This is a genomic window from Martelella sp. HB161492, assembly GCF_013184775.1.
Lineage (GTDB): Bacteria > Pseudomonadota > Alphaproteobacteria > Rhizobiales > Rhizobiaceae > Martelella.
The window spans coordinates 89,444-108,406 of the sequence record NZ_JAATVV010000012.1; the positions used below are offsets into that span (position 1 = coordinate 89,444).

19 protein-coding genes are annotated in these 18,963 nt (G+C 56.9%); 7 read left to right on the forward strand and 12 right to left on the reverse strand.

Annotated elements, in window-relative coordinates:
* The first annotated feature begins 1 nt into the window (after nucleotide 1).
* The 4 genes from sctR to HCK86_RS18835 are packed head-to-tail and all read left to right on the forward strand — an operon-like array spanning nucleotide 2 to nucleotide 2,847.
* Entirely contained in the window at nucleotides 2-667 is a 666-nt protein-coding gene (sctR, locus tag HCK86_RS18820; RefSeq protein ID WP_176086024.1) for a type III secretion system export apparatus subunit SctR, read from the forward strand.
* Between the two features lie 52 nt (nucleotides 668-719).
* Nucleotides 720-983 (forward strand): flagellar biosynthetic protein FliQ, encoded by a 264-nt coding sequence (locus tag HCK86_RS18825; protein ID WP_176086025.1) that lies wholly within the window; start codon nucleotides 720-722, stop codon nucleotides 981-983.
* A gap of 11 nt (nucleotides 984-994) precedes the next feature.
* The gene (gene sctT / locus HCK86_RS18830; RefSeq protein WP_176086026.1) at nucleotides 995-1,798 is read left to right on the forward strand and encodes a type III secretion system export apparatus subunit SctT; all 804 of its coding nucleotides are present in this window, start codon (nucleotides 995-997) and stop codon (nucleotides 1,796-1,798) included.
* The gene (locus HCK86_RS18835) at nucleotides 1,795-2,847 is read left to right on the forward strand and encodes an EscU/YscU/HrcU family type III secretion system export apparatus switch protein (RefSeq protein WP_176086027.1); all 1,053 of its coding nucleotides are present in this window, start codon (nucleotides 1,795-1,797) and stop codon (nucleotides 2,845-2,847) included. Before sctT ends, HCK86_RS18835 begins: the two co-directional genes overlap by 4 nt.
* Nucleotides 2,848-2,919: 72 nt before the next feature.
* Here HCK86_RS18835 and HCK86_RS18840 read toward each other — a convergent pair whose 3' ends face one another.
* The gene (locus HCK86_RS18840) at nucleotides 2,920-3,732 is read right to left on the reverse strand and encodes a tetratricopeptide repeat protein (RefSeq protein ID WP_176086028.1); all 813 of its coding nucleotides are present in this window, start codon (nucleotides 3,730-3,732) and stop codon (nucleotides 2,920-2,922) included.
* 172 nt (nucleotides 3,733-3,904) lie between these two features.
* Between HCK86_RS18840 and HCK86_RS18845 the strand changes: the two genes are divergently transcribed.
* A complete protein-coding gene (locus HCK86_RS18845) occupies nucleotides 3,905-4,183 on the forward strand; it encodes a hypothetical protein (RefSeq protein ID WP_176086029.1) in 279 nt (92 codons plus the stop codon).
* A gap of 231 nt (nucleotides 4,184-4,414) precedes the next feature.
* Here the strand turns inward: HCK86_RS18845 and HCK86_RS18850 are convergent, their stop codons facing one another.
* From HCK86_RS18850 to HCK86_RS18875, 6 genes are all read right to left on the reverse strand, one after another.
* Entirely contained in the window at nucleotides 4,415-6,478 is a 2,064-nt protein-coding gene (locus HCK86_RS18850; RefSeq protein WP_176086030.1) for a flagellar biosynthesis protein FlhA, read from the reverse strand.
* 4 nt (nucleotides 6,479-6,482) lie between these two features.
* Entirely contained in the window at nucleotides 6,483-7,232 is a 750-nt protein-coding gene (locus HCK86_RS18855) for a secretin N-terminal domain-containing protein (RefSeq protein ID WP_176086031.1), read from the reverse strand.
* Nucleotides 7,232-8,524: a pilus assembly protein N-terminal domain-containing protein gene (locus tag HCK86_RS18860; protein ID WP_176086032.1), complete on the reverse strand. Its 1,293-nt coding sequence runs from the start codon at nucleotides 8,522-8,524 to the stop codon at nucleotides 7,232-7,234. Before HCK86_RS18860 ends, HCK86_RS18855 begins: the two co-directional genes overlap by 1 nt.
* Before the next feature lie 22 nt (nucleotides 8,525-8,546).
* Entirely contained in the window at nucleotides 8,547-9,140 is a 594-nt protein-coding gene (locus tag HCK86_RS18865; protein ID WP_176086033.1) for a hypothetical protein, read from the reverse strand.
* 21 nt (nucleotides 9,141-9,161) lie between these two features.
* Nucleotides 9,162-9,476 carry a hypothetical protein gene (locus HCK86_RS18870; protein ID WP_176086034.1) on the reverse strand — a complete coding sequence of 105 codons (315 nt, stop codon included), beginning with the start codon at nucleotides 9,474-9,476 and terminating at the stop codon, nucleotides 9,162-9,164.
* A gap of 125 nt (nucleotides 9,477-9,601) precedes the next feature.
* Nucleotides 9,602-9,871 carry a hypothetical protein gene (locus HCK86_RS18875; protein ID WP_176086035.1) on the reverse strand — a complete coding sequence of 90 codons (270 nt, stop codon included), beginning with the start codon at nucleotides 9,869-9,871 and terminating at the stop codon, nucleotides 9,602-9,604.
* 454 nt (nucleotides 9,872-10,325) lie between these two features.
* On the opposite strand from HCK86_RS18875, the gene HCK86_RS18880 reads away from it, so the two are divergent.
* The gene (locus tag HCK86_RS18880; protein WP_176086036.1) at nucleotides 10,326-11,045 is read left to right on the forward strand and encodes a carbonic anhydrase; all 720 of its coding nucleotides are present in this window, start codon (nucleotides 10,326-10,328) and stop codon (nucleotides 11,043-11,045) included.
* Nucleotides 11,046-11,196: 151 nt separating this feature from the next.
* Here the strand turns inward: HCK86_RS18880 and HCK86_RS18885 are convergent, their stop codons facing one another.
* The 5 genes from HCK86_RS18885 to HCK86_RS18905 all read right to left on the reverse strand — a co-directional run bounded on the left by HCK86_RS18885 (nucleotide 11,197) and on the right by HCK86_RS18905 (nucleotide 17,557).
* Nucleotides 11,197-11,622 carry a RidA family protein gene (locus HCK86_RS18885; RefSeq protein ID WP_176086037.1) on the reverse strand — a complete coding sequence of 142 codons (426 nt, stop codon included), beginning with the start codon at nucleotides 11,620-11,622 and terminating at the stop codon, nucleotides 11,197-11,199.
* Nucleotides 11,623-11,752: 130 nt separating this feature from the next.
* Nucleotides 11,753-13,369: a hydantoinase B/oxoprolinase family protein gene (locus HCK86_RS18890; RefSeq protein WP_176086038.1), complete on the reverse strand. Its 1,617-nt coding sequence runs from the start codon at nucleotides 13,367-13,369 to the stop codon at nucleotides 11,753-11,755.
* Nucleotides 13,370-13,372: 3 nt separating this feature from the next.
* On the reverse strand, nucleotides 13,373-15,421 hold the full coding sequence (locus HCK86_RS18895) for a hydantoinase/oxoprolinase family protein (RefSeq protein ID WP_176086039.1): 2,049 nt from the start codon (nucleotides 15,419-15,421) through the stop codon (nucleotides 13,373-13,375).
* Nucleotides 15,422-15,508: 87 nt separating this feature from the next.
* Nucleotides 15,509-16,828 (reverse strand): FAD-binding oxidoreductase, encoded by a 1,320-nt coding sequence (locus HCK86_RS18900; RefSeq protein ID WP_176086040.1) that lies wholly within the window; start codon nucleotides 16,826-16,828, stop codon nucleotides 15,509-15,511.
* A 12-nt stretch (nucleotides 16,829-16,840) separates the two neighbouring features.
* Nucleotides 16,841-17,557: an SDR family NAD(P)-dependent oxidoreductase gene (locus HCK86_RS18905; protein WP_176086041.1), complete on the reverse strand. Its 717-nt coding sequence runs from the start codon at nucleotides 17,555-17,557 to the stop codon at nucleotides 16,841-16,843.
* Between the two features lie 309 nt (nucleotides 17,558-17,866).
* On the opposite strand from HCK86_RS18905, the gene HCK86_RS18910 reads away from it, so the two are divergent.
* Nucleotides 17,867-18,883, forward strand: a complete 1,017-nt coding sequence (locus tag HCK86_RS18910) for a TRAP transporter substrate-binding protein (RefSeq protein WP_176086042.1) — start codon at nucleotides 17,867-17,869, stop codon at nucleotides 18,881-18,883.
* The last annotated feature ends 80 nt before the right edge of the window (nucleotides 18,884-18,963 follow it).

An 18,963-nucleotide genomic window follows, 5' to 3' on the forward strand; every position in this document is an offset into this window, starting at 1 on the left:
AATGGACGAACTGGCGGGAAAATTTGCCCCCCTGCTGCCGACAGCCATTCTGGTCATGTCGTTGAGCCTCTTGCCATTCGTGATTGTCATGGGAACGTCCTTCACCAAGATCTCGATCGTGCTGGTGCTCCTGCGCAACGCGCTCGGCATTCAGGGGGCACCGTCCGGACTGGTTCTCAACGCAATCGCCCTGACTTTGACAGTCTTCATCATGGTGCCGGTTGCCAACTCGATCTTTGTCGATCTGCAGGCCTCAAACATCCGCGTCGAAGATTGGGAGAGCACGGTCAAGGCTTATGATGTCGTTTCGAAGGGCTATTCCGACTACCTGCTCAAATTCACCAATCAGAGCGAGCTCGGCTTCTTCAAGGATGCTGCCAAAAAGATCTGGCCGGCCAGCCTGGACGACACAATCTCTGACACCAATATGCTTATCCTGCTGCCGGCACATCTGACATCCGAGCTGACCCGCGCCTTTCAGATCGCATTTCTGCTGTTTCTGCCCTTTGTGGTCATCGACATGGTCGTATCGAATGTCCTGCTGGCAATGGGCGCGATGATGGTCCCGCCCATGCTTGTCTCGCTCCCGGTGAAGCTGCTGCTGTTCATTTCCGTCAATGGCTGGACGCTGCTGCTGCACAATCTGGTGCTGAGCTATGCACGATGAAATGGATTCAGGCCCGGAGAAAAGAGAAACATGAAAAGAGGAGGATAGGACCATGCTACCAGATGACGTCATTACCGCCGCCCAGAATGCTCTGGCTCTGACATTCTACCTTTCCATGCCGATCATCGCGGCAGCCACGGCCGTCGGTCTGGTTATCGCCATTATTCAAACCCTGATACAGGTGCAGGAGCAAACCGTAGCCTTCGCGGCAAAACTCTCTGCCGTGGTGGTCATCCTGATGGTGGCCGGTGCGGGCATGTCAAGCGCCATGCAGACTTACGCCAAAGAGGCATTCAACAACATCCCGAATTTCTGAGGTGCAGAGCCATGGCGGGATTGCAGCAACTGAATGACGCATTGAGCAGCCAGCTCAACACCATTGTCTATTGCCTCGTGCTGGTGATGTTCCGATTCTACGCCTTCTTCGCGCTTTCGCCCTTTTTCAGCAAATATGCGATGACCGGCTTTGTGCGCATGGGCATCATTGCCTGCGTGAGTATCATCGTTGTCCCCTCGGCCTATGCGGAGGCCATGGCGATGAAGGACGGCCCGACGATGCAACTGGCCTTTGCCCTGAAGGAACTGGCATTGGGATTCTTCCTGAGCATCCTGACATGGCTCCCGGTGCGCGGGCTTGAAATAGCCGGCGTGATCATCGACACACAGCGCGGCGCCACTCAGTCGCAGTCCTTCGATCCCATCTTCTCCGAGCAGACAACACCCACGGCAATCCTTCTGGCACAGATCTTTTCCGGCTATTTTTTCGCCTGTGGCGGCTTCCTGCTGGTTTTGGCGACCATGTACAAAAGCTTCGTAATCTGGCCGGTCTTCCAGCCTTTTCCAGCCATCGACGAGAAACATGTGGCACTCTACCTGCAGATGGCGGGCCATGTCTTCTTTTCGGCCATCGTTCTGGTCGCGCCCATCGCCGGTTTCATGCTGATCGCCGATATCGCTATCGCCTTTCTGGCGCGCAGCGCCCAGAGCCTCAATGCGCTTACGCTCGGCATGCCTGTCAAATCGGCGATCGTTCTCACCATGTTGTTGTTTTACTGCGGCATTATGTTTCCACGCACCATGGAAGTCTTCTCTCAGTCTCTGGACATGTTGGCTAAGGTGTTCCAACCATGAGCGGCGAGAAGACCGAACAGCCAACACAGCAAAAGCTGCGCAAGCTTCGCCAGGAAGGACAGGTTCCCTCCCGCAAGAATGTCGGTGAGTTTGCCCTTCTGAGCTTCACCACATTCATGATCATCGGCTTGATGCCCACTATGATCGGAACCTTGATGGATCTGGCGACAAGCGTGATGACCGACGTTTCGACAAATGCCGAAACACCCAGTGTCACAACCTATAGCGCCCTTATGAAGGTCATCTATCTGACATTGTCCATCTGCGGTGCCAGTGCGGCTTTCACGGTGTTCATCACCCTGATTCTCAATCGTTTTAACTTCTCGATAAAACCGCTCACGCCGAAGTTTTCAAAGTTCAATCCGGTCACCAAGCTGAAGTCGATCTTCGCCAAATCCAACCTCTATAGTTTTATCCGCATGCTGATCTATTTTTCGGCCGTCTGCTATCTGACCTACGCCCTCATTCGCTACAATATCAACAATGTGCTGCAGGCCAGCTATTGCGAGTTGCAATGCGAGGCGCCCCTCCTGATCGCCATTCTGAAATGGCTGATCTACACGATACTCGCCCTGCTTCTGGTACTGGCTGCAGTCGACTACCTCATTCAGTCCAAGCTGTTTCTCTCGCAGAACAAGATGTCAAAGGACGATGTCAAACGGGAATACAAGGATCAGGAAGGCAACCCGGAAATCAAAGCCGAGCGCAATTCCATCGCGCGTTCGGATGCCGACGCCCCGAGCATCAACCAGGCCACGCATGTTATCTACAGCGACAGCCATCTGGTCGCGGTCATCTACTACCGCAACTCCAACATGAAGCCCTATGTTATCGCCAAATACAGCGGCCCTCAGGTACAAACCCTTGTCCGCAAACTGAAGCCAACCAAATTGAAGCTCTTTAACCTGCCCTCCGTCGCCTATGATTTCTATCGTATGGGCCGTCCCTACCAATACATGCCGAGCCCCTCCATGAAAGGTATGGCAAAGGTACTGGAGATTGAAGACAAGCGCGCAGCCAGCAGTGCTGAGCCGGCAGCGACGTCCTAAATCCGGCAGAGTCCGCCGTGACGTCTGAGCAGACCGGGATGAGCTGAAGCCCCTTGCCTGCTCAAGGCCAGCCTATCGCCGCAGGAATTCGATCATCTTGAAGTTACTCTCGGCCTGGTCTTCCGTAATGAAGGGGACGGCCAGCGCCTTTGCTTCATCTTTCTCATTGCTGAGATAAGCCATCAGCGAAAGATTCTGTCTGATCTTGTCATCATTGCGGTTTGAGCGATAGAGCTCGGCCTCAAGTGTATAACTTGACGTGTAGGCACCGGTCAGCATCAAGGACAGTGCGAGATTGTTAAGAGCGCTCTTGTTGTCCGGCTGCGCTGCCAGTATCGAGCGATAGATCTGCTGCGCTTGCGCGTGCTGGCTCAGGGAATCGAACAAGACCCCCTGAAGATTGAGCACGACAATGTCTCCGGGCACACGCTTCAGCAAGGCGTCGATCGAGGCTTGCGCGCCGGAATAGTCCCGTTGTGCCAGCTGAACCCGCGTCACGCCGATCCCGCCTTCACGTGTTGCGCCGAGGGCTGCGGCCCGCTGATAATAGGTGCGCGCCTTGAGATAGGCGCCTTCGGTAAAATAGGCGCTGCCGAGCATCAGCATGGCCTTTTCCGACCGCGGATTGCCTTGGGCAACCCCGTCAAGAATGCCATAGGCCTGATCATAAGCGCCGGAGTTCAAGCCGCTTTCACCCGCGGCAATCTGGTCCGAAACAGCTGAATAGGTGCTGTTCGGGCCCGCGCAGCCAGTCATGAGACTGAAAATCGCAATCGTACTGACAAAACAAGACGCCATCTTACGACGCCACACCAACTGTGAGGCCATATGTTTTACCCACCTCTCCCGAAACGATTGGATCGCGAAAATAGTCTCAAAAATCAACGACGCAGAGCCGAAACAATACTAACTTTCCATTAACCATTCCACAGATATCAAATCATTGTAAATATTATTTTTTTTACAATTAATATACCTATAGAGACATAACAAAAAACTATTTTTTAAATACGCAAAGTTGAAATATAATACGAAATCATTACATTGGAGACTAATCATGGCGCCAAAGAAAAACGAGATATCAATAGATATATTTCCGGAATATATGAATCTTGTGAAAAACGTTTTTCAATTTGATATCATCGATACCGAAAATATAAACAAGCGATTTCCGACAAATTCAGAAATGATCGACGCCATGACTGAACTCAGCCTTCATATCGACGGATCTGATCTTGATGAGGATCTGAAAGCTGAATTGCTGGAGCTCATCGATCAGGAACGTGACGTCATCACTTTCTCGGAAATCTCGCGCAACAGCGTCGTCGCCATCTAGAGCGCCGCGGGTGCTCTTGGACGCAACGGACGCTCTATCTTGTTGAATCTACGCATCGGCTCGAAAATCGATTCCGATTGTCGAGCCGATGCGCTTGCTCGCGCCCATCCTGATCCGAAGCGGATGCAGGACGTTCATCTCTTGCGTCCGCTTTTCGCTCTTGCGCTCCCGGCAGCCGGGTATGGGGCCGGATGACCAGGCCGAAGCGTGACGCTTACTCCTGTGTCGACGTCATTCTTCCGGCGCATCGGCCGTGATGACGCCAACCGGATATATCACGGTCGCCGGCAGCAATTCCGAATAAGCCAGTACGGGAATGTAAACGCCCTGCTCGAACAGCAATGTGTGAAGCGGGAAACGAATATCCTGCTGCGTCAGAAGCACGGGGTGCCGGCCACGTTGATATTCTTCGCCAATCAGCCTGCGGGTTTGCGCTGCGACATGGCTGGAAAGCTGCGGCTCGAGCACCAGGAAGTTTCCTTCATTGGTGCTGCGTATCCCCTCGCGCAACAGCGATTCAATCGTCGGCGCGACCACGACGACCTGCAGCAACCCATCGCTGGCATATCGCCGGGTAATAAACTCCGAGAGGTCATTGCGAACCTTCTGCAGCAGGAAACCAGGATCCTGGGCGCGCTCCGACCATTTGAGAATAGCCTCCATGATCTTCACGCGACTGGAAATCGGGATACGCTCCCTCAGAAGCATTTGCAGAATCCGGCTCACATGATTGTTCTGCATGGCTTCGCGCAAATCGGCAACCAGAGCTGAATGCTCCGTCGACATATCGTTCAAGATGCGGAAGGTGCCCTGGAAATCGGCGAAGACCTCGAGATGTTCGGCGGCGGCGCGCCTCAGATGCATCAGGAACAGGTCCATCGCGTTCCATGAGGCGATGCCGAATTCGCTGAGCTTGTCTGCATATTCCGTCGATACGAGCACGCCTTCACGCAAACCGTAGGTTGCCAGGCAGGGAATTCCGATCGCATCGAGATAGCTGGAATGAGCCTTAACGAACAGGCAATCGGTTCTGTATTCGGCGCGCGCAACCTCTTCGCCGCGAATGAGGATGCGATACTCATTGCTATCGCCCCAGTTAACGTCAAATCGCCAAAAGCCTGCAGGCACGCCATAATCTTCAGCGGTGCGATCCCGGATGCCATCGAAGATGACGCAGAACTCATTGACATTCTGGCTACAGAAGGTGTTTGGGAGGATGACACTGACAATGTCGGTTCGCGTTCCTTTCCGGGCGAGCTGCCGCGCTTCCTCTTTGAGAAAATCGATACGCGCACGCCAGTCGTGAACCATCAGCACCATGGAGCGCCGTCGCCGTCGCCCGGTTACGACAACCCCCCCGATCATCCCCAGACCAACGGAGCAGAAAATCGTCGTCGGAAAGCCGGGAATGAACCCGAAAAGTGAGATCAGCACCCCGGCAATGATAATGGTGCGGCCATTGGCAATCAGCTGCTGAACGATTTCGAAGCCAAGATTGAGACCGCCCGAACTCGTCACACGGGTCACCATCGTTCCCGCGGCAACCGAAATCATCAGCGCAGGTATCTGCGCCACCAGGCCGTCTCCGACGGTCAGCAGCGAGTAGACATGCCCGGCCTCACCGAACGACATCCCGCGTTGCATCATGCCGATCAATATGCCACCGAAAAGGTTAATCGCGGTGATAATCAGGCCGGCGATCGCGTCCCCTTTCACGAATTTCATCGCCCCGTCCATGGCGCCAAAGAGCTTGGCCTCCTGCTCGAGGTTACGCCGGGCGATCGTGGCGTCCTGATGATCCATATTGCCCGCCCGCACGTCAGCATCGACGCTCATCTGCTTGCCAGGCATGCCATCCAGGGTGAAGCGGGCACCGACTTCGGCAACGCGGTCAGCGCCCTTGGTGATGACGAGAAACTGAACCACGGTAATGATCAGAAAGATGACCAGTCCGACGACAAGGTTGCCACCAACGACAACCTCACCAAAGGTCTGAATGACCCGCCCCGCGTCGCCTTTGAGCAGGATCAGACGTGTTGTCGAGATCGAGATCGACAGTCTGAACAGCGTGGTGACCAGCAAGATCGTCGGAAAGGTCGAAAATTGCAGGGCCGTTTCAGTCTGCATCGCCATCAGCAGAATGATCACTGCGATGCTGATATTCAGCGTGATCATGATATCCATCAGCAATGATGGCAGCGGCAAGACCATCATCAACAGAACGAGCGCAAAGACCAGAACCAGAAGGATATCACGCTGCTGGCTCAGCACATGGCCTAGTTTGGCGGTTTTCATGAGATCACTGTCCGCCTAGAGTGAGAGGTGCAATTGGCTGAGTGGCTGTCTCGAGATTTCCAGCGAGCCCCGTCGTGGCGGGTGACGTCATCCCCGGCGCACTTGACATTGCGCCTGCAAAGCCTGTTCGCGCCGTAGCCCCCCGATACACGACCGTCGAGCGCCCGTCCGCAACGTCAACAGCCTTCACGGTGTTCTCCACGAGCCCCACATAACTCGGCGGCCCCGAGACCGTAAGCACCTTGCTTTGCAGGTCATAGCTGAAGATAAATTTCGGCTGAAACAGATCGAGATTCTGCAGAATCGACAAAACGCGCTCGCCGTCGGCCTTCTGCAACGAAAAGACCTTCTGCTCAACATGATCGGTCGTATCGACATAGAGGGTCGCTCCGTCGAAATACCAGACCAGCCTGAACTTTTCTGCCAGGTAATTGATATAATCCAGCCTGGACAGCCCGGTCTGCTCATCGCTATTGCCGACGTCCGGAACGGAGGGATCCATGACCAGAGACACGCCGATATTCAGCGCAAAATATTTCAGGGCCGTCGGCAATGTCTGGTCAGTTCCCGCAAAACTATAGGTTGCTCCGGCATCTGGCAGTTCCGGCGGAATGTAAAGACGGCCATTGGCCGTCAAACGGGCAGAGTTCGTCTGTGCCGCCGATACAGTGCAAGGCGCACCCGGCAGCACGAATACGAGAGCTACCAGGACAAGCCCCATGGCCGCGCTGTTTTGGTACTTCCATTGCAACATCAGTATATAAACCCCGGATTACCATAGAGCCGCACCGCGGTGCCCTTGCCACCCCGCTTGGTCGTCAAAAGATTTTCGAGAATGCTCTGTGGGCGACCGATCGGATCCATTTCCTGCGCCAGCCGCTCCTTACCGAAATAGGGGGTCAGAAGGATGATGAATTCTGTGTCTGATGTGCTGCTTGAAGCGCTTGCCCCACCCCAGATGAGCGCAAGTGCGCCGCTGATCCAGTTGGAAAAGCCACTTACCCCTCCCCGGACTTCGCCACTCAACGACGATTCATACTGAGCATTCTTCAATGTATTGAGGACAAAGCCCTGCCCTGACCTCAGCGTGACCGAGGTCTTGAATGAACGCGTGTTGAAATTGGGTACCGACGCCCCGTTTCCGAGATTTGTACTGGTGCCGCTCTGATTGGACACTTCAGTATCGACCGTAAGTGCGATCCGATCAGCAGGCAGCAGGTCCGGCGCAACATCAATCGTCAGTCCGACATTTTTGTAGTCGACTCCATAAAGCGGATAGGAGCCCGTATTGGTGATTGCCGTCGGGACAGCAACCTTCTCTCCGGCGTTGAACGTCGCCTTCTTTTTGTTGGTTGTTGTCAGAGTCGATTCACTGACGACACTCGCCGCCCCTGAATTCAGCATGCCTTCGACCACTGATGCCGCATCGGACATCGACCCCCAGGCAAGGCCCAGCGCGCCATTGATATTTCCAGACCGGCCACCGCTCCGCCGAACATCGATGATCTTGACATCAATCTGAATGATACCGCTGCCGCGCTCCGCAAGATCATCGACAATCAGCGCATCGGGGATGATCGGTTTCAGACTTTCAAGCAGAGCTTGGTGCACCCGATCATCAGGCACAACACCCGACAGCATCACACTGCCTCGCGAGGCCCTGAGCGTCACCGAGGAATCGGGAAATCGATCGGCGATGAGACGATTGATCTCGCTGAGATTCTGCACCACCACAACATTGATCTTGAAGATCTGATTACCGGCAAAATCAGTTCCGATCAGTGTCGTCTGTCCGCTGCTCACGCCATAGACAAAATAGCCGCTGGTCTGATCGCCCTGCAGATCGGCAACGCTTGGATCGGCAACGAACAAAGCCGATGCCTGGGCGGTACCGCCCACCAGAACTCCCTTGCCCTCTTCCACCAGAAGACTATCGGCTGCAGCACGCGCTTCATGCACCAACAACAGATAAAGCAGGAGTATGCTGAAACACAGCACCTTGCCAGGCAACGGAATTCTCTTTGCTGCAGCCAACCTTCCGGTCATCCCCCTCTCCTTTAAAGATCACTCACGCAGCATGTGCCTTGAGCGGCGCTTCCGTGAAGTGCGGATCACGCATCCACGAAGGGCTGGCCAGGATATTGGTGAGACGCGAGAAAGCCTTCACGCTGACATGGGTTCCGACCTCGGAAATCTGCATCTGCGTTGATGCCAGCATCAGCCGCTCATGCGCCGCCACCAGCGACCGCTCCGGCACCTGCTGCAGGTCGGTCGGTGCAGCCTTCTCTGCAGATTGCACCTCCTTCTTGCGGCGCAAACCGTTGAGGAGTGCTTCTTCGCTCCGCTCCAGATAGCCTGATTTCTGAGCCCGCGGACGCTCCTCCGACTCGCTGACTTCAGTGGATTCGACAGCTTCGCTGCCGTGATCCCCGTGACCTTCGACGCCGTGCGACAGAAGGTGCATCTGCTCCGCCGTATCGCCGTCATAAGCCTCCGACAGCATGGCAGAGAAGGAACCGGCAAAAGTATCGCGGCGCGCAACAAGCTCTTCCTTTAGCTGGGCCGCCGGGCTTGGAGTCGAAGGCTCCGGCACACTGGCCTTGCGTGCCCGTGCATGAACCGTCGTCTCCACCGATTTATTTTTAACATCTGCAATCGACATTTCGAAAAACTCCTACACCGATCAGGCCCTGCAATAGGCCTTAAGTTGAGACGCTGCCTCTTCCGCATCTCCGTTGGCAATTGCCAGACGAGCACGCAGGTAAGCGATATTTTGGGTTTGCAGATCCACATCCTGAAGAAGCACAGCCAGATCGTCGAGACGGCCATCCAGCAGCAATCCGTAGGCATGCATTTCCAGAAACCGAGCTTCATCGGGGAAAAGCTGCTGACCAGCTTTTCCATAGACAACAGCCTTTTGCACAAAGCCACACCGCAAACTGATCGCGGTCAGCATCAGCAGCAAATTCAAAGGCGTTTCTGCTTTCACGACATTCATTTCCGTAACACCTTGCCTGCAAACTGACACAGCCAAATCCTATAGGGAATTATATTTTATTTCATTACATATTTTCAATATTTATTTGATGTTTTTATTTACATGATAATATTGAATAAATATAACTAGTTAATGTTTCTTGTTATATTTGACATAAGTCCCATAACTTGCTTCAGGTTCGATAGAAGACGCTGACTTTCGGCGTTAGCCATCGATCTTGATGCCTCGTAATTCATAATCCAGATGGTTTGATCATTGATCTCCTTGCTATTCTGACTCGTTTGCGCGGCAGTTTCGCGCGTCTGCATCTGCTGCTGCGCGTCCTGCAGACGTGTCATTTCAAGCATTTTGGCGAGCGAGTCACTCTGCCCGGGCATCATTGAGATGTCGTACATGGCCCTTCCTTCTATCGGGTTCGGTTTTACGTTGCATTGCTTCAAAGAAGCAATAATATACATGTATAATCTGAATATAATTCGAGAAAATACATGATAGACAGATATCGATAAATTGAATGCCGCTTATGGTCACTTCCAAAAACACGATAACAGGCAGCATAACCGTCAAGAGCGGATGCACCGATCCTGGCCTTCCAAAGGGCAACCGAGCCTTTCTCAATGCGCCGTGGATATCGCCGCCAAGCCCGGCAGTGCGGACCCATGTCACGCTCGCCGCGACTTGATCGTCGCCTAAGCACCCGTCCGGTCTTCTCTCGGCTTTCTCGATGATGAAACGCCGCGCCGGAGACATCGGCACAGGCATCTCATTACATGTTCAAATATAGATATGTATTACGTTCACTGCAGTGTAATCTAAAGCCGCCAAACCATGGGATAGGAGGAGGATACCATGTGCGAAAACTGCACGACCAGCATCATGAGCAGGCGCGGACTACTGACAGGCAGCATTGCGCTTTCGCTCGCTGCCCCTTTTGCTGCGAGAGCTCTGGCACAGGATATGAGCAAGAGCGAGATGATGCCGCCGGCATCGCCGGAAGAAGCGCTTCAGCGCCTGACAGAGGGCAACAGCCGTTACGCGGCAGGCACGCCGAACAACACCGATCACTCGGCGGCCCGCTACAGCCGGTCCCAGGGGCAGCAGCCCTTCGCCGCCATTGTCAGCTGCTCGGATTCCCGCGTTGTTCCGGAGCTGATTTTCGATCAGGCACCAGGTGACATCTTTGTCGTGCGGGTCGCCGGCAATTTTCTGAATGATGATGGCATTGCCAGCCTTGAATATGCCGCCGCAGTTCTCGGTATCCAGGCAATCCTGGTTCTCGGCCACACCAGCTGCGGTGCGGTCGATGCCACGATCAAGTCGATCAAGGGCAATGAGCTGCCGCCCGGCCATCTTCCAAGCCTCGTCAACGCGATCCGTCCGGCGGTCTATGATGTGATGGGGGACAGCCCGCCGGACCTCCTGGCCGCGGCCACGGCAGAAAATGCCAGGCTGAACGCCGCGAAAGCAGCCAGCACCGGTCCTATCCTGTCTGATTTCGCCGCCAGCGGCAAAATCAAGTCTTATGCCGGGGTTTACGACATCGCCACCGGCAAGGTTGCGCTTCTCTAGCGCATCGGCTCGAAAAACGGAATCGATTTTCGAAAAGAACGATGTGTAGATTCAACAAGATAGAGCGCCATACATCCAAAAGGACGCATGGCGCTCCAGTCCAGAAACCGGGGGTGAGGCGCAGTTTCACCCCCGGAATTGCCGCGATCCGTCAGCCAAGCGAAATGGTGATTTCCTCGACGTCGGCCTTGGAGGCGCCGCGATAGGCAGTGACTTCGATCTCGACCTTGAAGTCCGGTGCGCCAAGCGGCGAGCAGGTGACGGTGCGCTGCGGATCGATGCCGCGGAACCGCTCGCCAACATAGGCCATCACAGCCTTGGCATCATCGACATAAGGAATGAAGATCTTCGACTGGACGACATCCTCAAGGCAGGAATCGACCGCTTTCAGCGCGCCCTCGATATTGTCGAAGCACTGGCGGGCCTGCTCAACCGGATCGGTCGACATTTCGCGGGTCTTGTAGTTGCGGCCAGCGGTGTTGGAAACGAAAATCCAGTCATCAACGCAGACGATGCGCGAATAGCTTTCCTTGGTTTCAAAGACGGAGCCGGATTTGACTTTGGTGATCTTGACCATGATTTTTCCTGTTCGGTTTTAAGTTGAAAAAAGTCAAAGGAAGAGCGCATGCGGCCGAGGATCACATGACCGCATGGCAAAGGATGACGATTGAGATTGGGGGCCGGCGCCGACCGGCCCTGCATAGGTCCTAGAGCTTGTAGAGACGTTCAGCGACATCGGCGCTGATACGGCCTTCCGCAAGATCGCGGCGGACGGCAGCCGGGTCGCGCGCTGCCGGATCGCCATAGCCGCCGCCGCCCGGCGTCGTGATCGACACGATCTGGCCCGGCTTCAGGTCAACCATGCCGGAAAACACGGTCCGGCCATCACCGAAATCGAGCACCGTACCGCGCGCCGCCGTTCCGCCGTCGAGCCCCCAGGGTTCGGATGAAACACGTGAGGCCTCGACGGTGAAGCGGCAGGCCCTTTCGGCGCGATAGACGCGGCGCACGCCCATGCCGCCACGATAGGTCCCGGCACCGGCAGAATCGTCCACCAGCTCATAGCGCAGCAGCGTCAGCGGATATTCAAGTTCCAGCGATTCCACCGGCAGATTCGACGTGTTGGTGAGGCTGACATGGATGCCCGAGAGACCATCGGAAGACGGGCGCGCACCGCCGCCGCCGCCGATCGTTTCGAGATAGACCCAGATCGAGCCGTCCTCATGCGTGCCGTTGAAAATGGCACCGGTGCAGCAGCCGTTTCCGGCAGCCATGACCTTGCCCGGCAGTGCCTTGGCGAGTGCCCCATAGACGAGATCGCAGACCCGTTGTGCCGCAGCGATACGGCCATCAACGGCGGCGGGATGTTCGCAATTGAGGATCGAGCCTTTCGGCGCCGCCACCGTCAGCGGACGGGCAAGCCCTGCATTGGGCAGGATCGTCGGATCGACAACCGATTTCACCGCAAAATAGCTGGCCGCCAGCAATGATGTGTAGATCAGGTTCAGACCGGCCCTGAGCTGCGGCGGGCCATCAAAGGCCAGCACCATCTCATCACCGGAGATGGTAATATCGACCGACAGCCTGATCTGGTCGCCACGCTGATTTGAATCGAACTGATCGGAGAAGCTGTATGTTCCGTCCGGGATAGCGGCAATGCCAGCGCGCATCTTGCGCTCGGCATAGTCCTGCAGAGCCTCTCCTGCCGCCAGCACCTTTTCGGTTGAATATTTGCCGCAGAGATCCTGCATGCGCTGAACAGCAAGCCGGTTGGCCGACATCTGGGCCCTGAGATCGGACAGACGCTCACGCGGCACCTGGCAATTGAGCAGGAACATTTCCTGCAGGTCTTCATTCAGCACGCCCTGCCGATAAAGCCGGACCGGCGGAATGCGCAGGCCTTCCTGATAGATATGCTCATGGCCGCGATCGGCGAAGTCGGAGTGATGCGCGGTGTTGACCGCCCAGGCCACCAGCGTTGCATCAACGAAAACCGGCTCGGCAAGAACGATATCCGGCAGATGGGTCGCCCCACCCGCATAGGCATCATTGGCCATGAAGGCATCGCCAGGCTTGATATCGTCCATCCTGAAGCGGCTGTAGATCGCGCTGATGACGCCGAGAAAGGAACCGAGATGCATCGGAATATGCTCGGCCTGGCACAGCGTGTTGCCGTTCCGGTCAAAAAGCGCCGTCGAGCAATCGCGCCGCTCCTTGATATTGGTGGAATAGGAAGCACGCACCAGCGCTTCGCCCATCTCTTCGACGATGGACTGCAGGGCCGAGCCGATGACTTCAACGGTAATGGGATCAATGGCGGTCATCGTTCAAACCTCCAGAATGAGATTGAGATAGGGGTCGACCTTGCCGGTCATGCCCGGCAGCAGCACGGTCGTCGTATCCATCTGTTCAACAATGGCAGGGCCGGCAATGACATTGCCCGCCTTCATCAGGCTGCGCTCATAGACCGGGCAGATGACGAAGCCACCGGCTTCGGACATGTAGACCTCGCGCTCGCCGATCTTTGCCGTCGAGGCATCAGGACCGGCATCATCCTGCTTCTGGAATTCCGCCTTGTCGACAATGCCTGCCGCCTCGACACGCAGAGTGACGATCTGGATCGGCTCGCCCTCGGCGATAAAGCCGAAACGCTGACGATGCGCCGCCTCAAAGCCCTTTTCAAGCGCCGCGAAGGTTTCACCGGTGACCGGCCCCGCCGGAACCGTGACCGAAAGCTCGTAATTCTGACCGGCATAGCGCATGTCCACCGTCCGGGTGACCACACGGCGATCATCGGCAATCTTTTCGGCGTCAAACCAGACACCGGCCTGTTCCGCCAATGCCGCAAAACCGTCTTCCAGTGCGGACCGGGCCGCGTCTGACAGTTCCATCAGTCGCGACAGGGCAAAATCGGATCGCAGATCGGTCAGCAACAGGCCCAGGGCGCAGAGCGTTCCGGGCGTCAGCGGCACGATCACTGTTGACATGTCCAGTTCGCGCGCGAGCCTGGCCGCATGCAGCGGCCCTGCGCCACCAAACGCCATCAGCGCATAATCGCGCGGATCATGACCGCGCTGCACCGAAATCACCCGGATCGCCTTGGCCATATTGGCGGTCACAACGGCGATGATGCCCTGCGCGGTTTCCATCACATCGACATTGAGCCTGTCGGCCAGCTTCTGGATCGCTGCGAGTGCCAGATCACGGCGGACCTTCATGCGGCCGCCGAGGATCTCAACCGGGTTCAGCGTCTGCAGCACGATATTGGCGTCGGTTACTGTCGGCTCCTCGCTGCCAAGCCCGTAGCAGACCGGCCCCGGATGGGCGCCCGCCGAGCGCGGGCCAACCTTCAGCAGACCGCCAGTATCAACATGGGCGATCGAACCGCCACCAGCACCGACGGTATGGATATCCAGCATTGGCGCCTTGATCGGATAGCCGTGAACATCAGCCTCACCGGTCAGATGGCAAAGGCCGTTCTGCAGCAGCGCCACATCCGACGAGGTACCACCGACGTCAAAGGTAATGATATTGTCAAAACCGGCCATCCTGCCGATCGCCTGCGCACCGACAACGCCGGTCGAGGGGCCTGACAGCACGGTGCGCACCGGCAGGTTGCTGGCCTGATCGAAGCCGATCACGCCACCGTTCGACTGCGTCAGCTGCGGGGCGACCTGAAGGCCGATCTCCCCCAGCCGGTCCTTCAGCCGGCGGATATAGCGCTGCATCACCGGACCGAGATAGGCATTGACGACCGTGGTCGACAGACGCTCATATTCACGAAATTCCGGAGCAACGGCATGCGAGGCCGAAACGAAGACATCCGGCAGCTCTTCCGCCGCGATCGCAAGCGCGCGCTCTTCATGTTTCGTATTGAGAAAGCCATAGAGGAAGCAGATTGCCAGCGCCTTCACATCCTGCGTCGCGAGCGTGCGGAAGGCTTCGCGCAGCGCCTCCTCGTCCAGCGGCACGGCAACGCTGCCATCGGCCTTCAGCCGCTCCGGCACTTCGCAGCGCAGATCACGGGTAACAAGCTGCTCCGGCTTTTCCGCAAACATGTCATAGAGATTGGGGCGCTTCTGCCGGCCGATCTCGAGAAGATCGCGGAAGCCGTCGGAGACGACGAGACCGGTCTTGACCCCGCGCAGCTCGATCAGCGCATTGGTGGCAACGGTGGTGCCGTGACCGAGGAAGGTGAGATCGGCCGCGTTTGCGCCAACCTTTTCCAGCCCCTCGACCACCCCTTGCGCGATCGCGCGGGACGGATCATCCGGGGTGGACGAGACCTTCCAGATCTCGATTGCCCCACTTTCATCGTTGAAAAGGCAGACATCGGTAAATGTTCCGCCGGAATCGACGCCGATTCTCCAGGCCATATCATGTTCCCTTTTGTTTTTACGCGCGTTGCGAACGAAAAAGCCTGCAACTTTCTCTGCCCGCGCTCTCAGCCGTTGCGCCGCTCTTCAGGCGGCCTTGGCAGCGTTCTTCAAGAAGCGTTCATACCGGAACGGAGCCGGATCAACGCAAGGTTTTTCATTGCGGACAAGTTCCGCCATCAGGCGACCGGCACCGGGTCCACTGCCAAAGCCGTGACCGGAAAAGCCCGACGACAGAAACAGACCAGGCACCGCCTCAATCGGGCCGATAACCGGAATGGCGTCCGGCGTTGCATCGATCATGCCGGCCCAGCTATGGGTCAGGCGCGCTGATGAGAAAGCCGGGAAGGCGCGTGCGAGATTGACGAGCGCATTGCGGTTGAACGGTTCATGCGGAACCGGATCCAATATGCGGATCATCTCAAACGGGCTTGTCTGATCCAGCGACCAGCGGCGCGGCATGTTGAGTTCGGTCACGAACTGCCTGCCGACCCGAAGCTTCAATTCACGCCAGCTCGTCAGAAGCGTCGGCAGGAAATCGAAGAACAGACGGAAGCTGTCGGGGGTCACCGGCGCCACATTGGCGTTGCGCTGGGCGATGGTGTAGCCGCCATCCAGGCGCCTGCGGAAGGCAAAATTGCCGCCGCCGACCGGCATGTCAGGGACTGCGCCCACACCGTCGATCCGCGCGGCCGTGCCGAGGATCTTGAGCTGCGGAAAGTCGATGCCGAGATTGCCAAGGAAGAGTCGCGACCAGGCACCGGCGGCAACGACAACGCTCGATGTTGCGACAGTCCCCTTTTCGGTGACCACGGCAGAGATGCGGCCTGCCGCCGTCTCGAGCCCGCGCACGGCACAATTCTCGACGATCTGAGCGCCGAGACGCCGTGCGGCACCGGCCATTTGCGGCACAGCCTGCTCCGGCTCTGCCCGCCCGTCATTGGCGGTATAAAGGCCAAGCTTATAGGGGGAGGTGATGCCGGGCAGCACTTTCTGCAGCCCTGAGGGATCAAGAAGCGTCGAGGGCATGCCGGCGTTGCGGGCATATTTTTCCCAGGCCGTGAACTCGGCAATCTCCGCCCTGGTCCGGCAGACATAGGTGATACCGGTTTCCCTGAAACCAGTATCAATGCCGAAACGCCGGTCGATATCGCGCCAGAGATTGAGGCTTTCAATCGTCAGCGGCAATTCCTTGGGGTCGCGCCCCATCTGGCGTACCCAGCCCCAGTTGCGCGAACTCTGTTCGGCGGCAACCGTGCCTTTCTCACACAGGACGACATTCACCCCGGCTTCAGCCAGGTAAAGTGCCGTGGTAACGCCGGCAATGCCGCCACCGATGACGACAACATCGGCGCTTTCGGGAAGTGAAGCGGAAAAACCCGGCCGTTGCAAATTCGGAAGCGGCATGGGGACAACTCCTCAGAGCATGTCTTCGAGGCGGCAATTGACCAGCATTTCGGCCATTGCAGCATTGTTCGGCAGTTCGATCGCGGTGCGCACCAGTTCAGCCATGGTTTCCGGCTGGATCATGTCCTCCGGCTTGACCTTGCTGGTATAGGAGCTCATCTCGGTGCGCACAAAACTCGGGCAGATCGCCGTTGCACGCACGCCCTTTTCCCAGGCGACATGACGCGTGGTATGGGTCAGTCCCATGACGGCAAACTTGGTCATGTTGTAACCGACAAAGGCATTGCGCACGCGCTTGCCCGACATGGAGACGATATTGACGATGCGCCCGCGGCCGGTCTCCTCCAGATGCGGCAGGCAAAGCCGGGTCAGCCGCAGCGGCGCCTTGACATTGACCGCCCAGAGCCGGTCCAGCGCTTCCTCGTTGTCATCCGTCAGCGATACATGCTCGCCATTGCCGGCATTATTGACCAGACCGTCGATCCGGCCGAAATGCGCTGCCGTCGCCGCCACCCAATCCGTCGCCGTCTGCGGATCATAGGCGTCGAAATGGTGGTAACGCACCATCTCCGTCTCGGGGCCATGCTGCTCTTCCAGCGCGGCGACGTTGCGCGCGCCGAGCGAAAGCCGGTAGCCGTGCTGGAGAAGATCCCTGACGATCGCGGCGCCGATGCCGCGATTTGCACCCGAGATCATGATGACCGGGGCATCCGGTGACGAATTTTGCATTTTTCAAATTCTCTTGCAACGTTATGACGAAATATACCGCATGTTTGCGCACTTACATGATCGTTTATGATCGATTTCACGAAAGCTTGCAACGGTCAATTCGCATCCAAAGCCCATTTTCGGCAAAAAACTGCATAAACAGTAAGCAAAACTGACCGTTCTGGGAGGATTGATGATCTTTTATGCATTTTTAGTTGACAGTTTTTGGGAAGGCTGCTTACTTTGACAAATCCGAAGAAACGAACACGTCTCGGAGCCCCGCCAAAACAAGAGAGCGGGCGGGTGCAAACCTTAAGAAAGGGGAACCGAATGACCATCACCAGACGCGCCCTGATGCGCAATGCAGCCATGGCCGGTGCCGTTTGCGCCTTCGGCCGGAGCGCCTTTGCCGCCGACACCATCCGCTGGGACATGGCGGATGAATACAATGCCGACGCCCTTTCGGGCAAAGCCGCCAATTACTTCATTTCCGAACTGAAAAAGCAGGTCGGCGACCAGCTTGCCATCACCTATCAGGGCGGCGGCGCCCTCGGCTACAAGTCAGCCGACCAGTTTGACGCGGTCCAGGACGGCGCGGTTCAGACCGCCGTGACCCTGATGACCCAGCTTGGTGGCGTTGATCCGCTGTTCAACCTCTCATCCCTGCCCTTCATCGCCAAGACGCCGGAAGAGGCCTATCAGCTGTGGCAGGCCGCCCGGCCGGAATATGAGAAGATCTTCGCCGACAATAACATGGTTCTGCTCTGGGCGATGCCGAACCCGCCATCGGGCATTTTCGCCAAGCAGCCGATCATTTCCCAGGACGCCCTGAACGGGCTTCGCATCCGCACCTATGACGTCAATGGTACCCAGACGCTGATGAAGGCTGGCGCCGCCCCCTTGCAGATCGCCTGGTCGGACCTCATTCCGCAGCTTTCGACCGGCGCCATTGACGCCGTTCTGACCTCGGCCGACGGTGGCGTTCAACTGTCGCTGTGGGATTACCTCAGCGATTTCACCGAGCTGAACTATGCCATGGGCCTGTTCATGTGCCATGTGAACAAGGATGCTTTCGACGCGCTGCCTCAGGATGTCCAGAGCGCCATGCTCGGCCTTGGCGACGCCTGCGACAAATATAACTGGCAGATCATGACCGACAGTATCGAGGCCTCTTACAAGATCCTGCGCGACAACGGCATGACCGTCACCAAGGCTGCCGACGTGCCGGACAGCGTCTTTGCAACGCTCAATGCAGCAGGCGCCGCCGTGCGCGATGACTGGGTCGCAAAGACCGGATCGCGCGGCTCGGACATTCTTGCGACCTTTGATACGATGAAGGCTGGCTAACAGCCCCGTCGCGGCGGCCTGCTGCCCCGATCAAAAGCAGGCCGCCCACAACCCGCATTTCATTCAGCGCAGACGCCCCT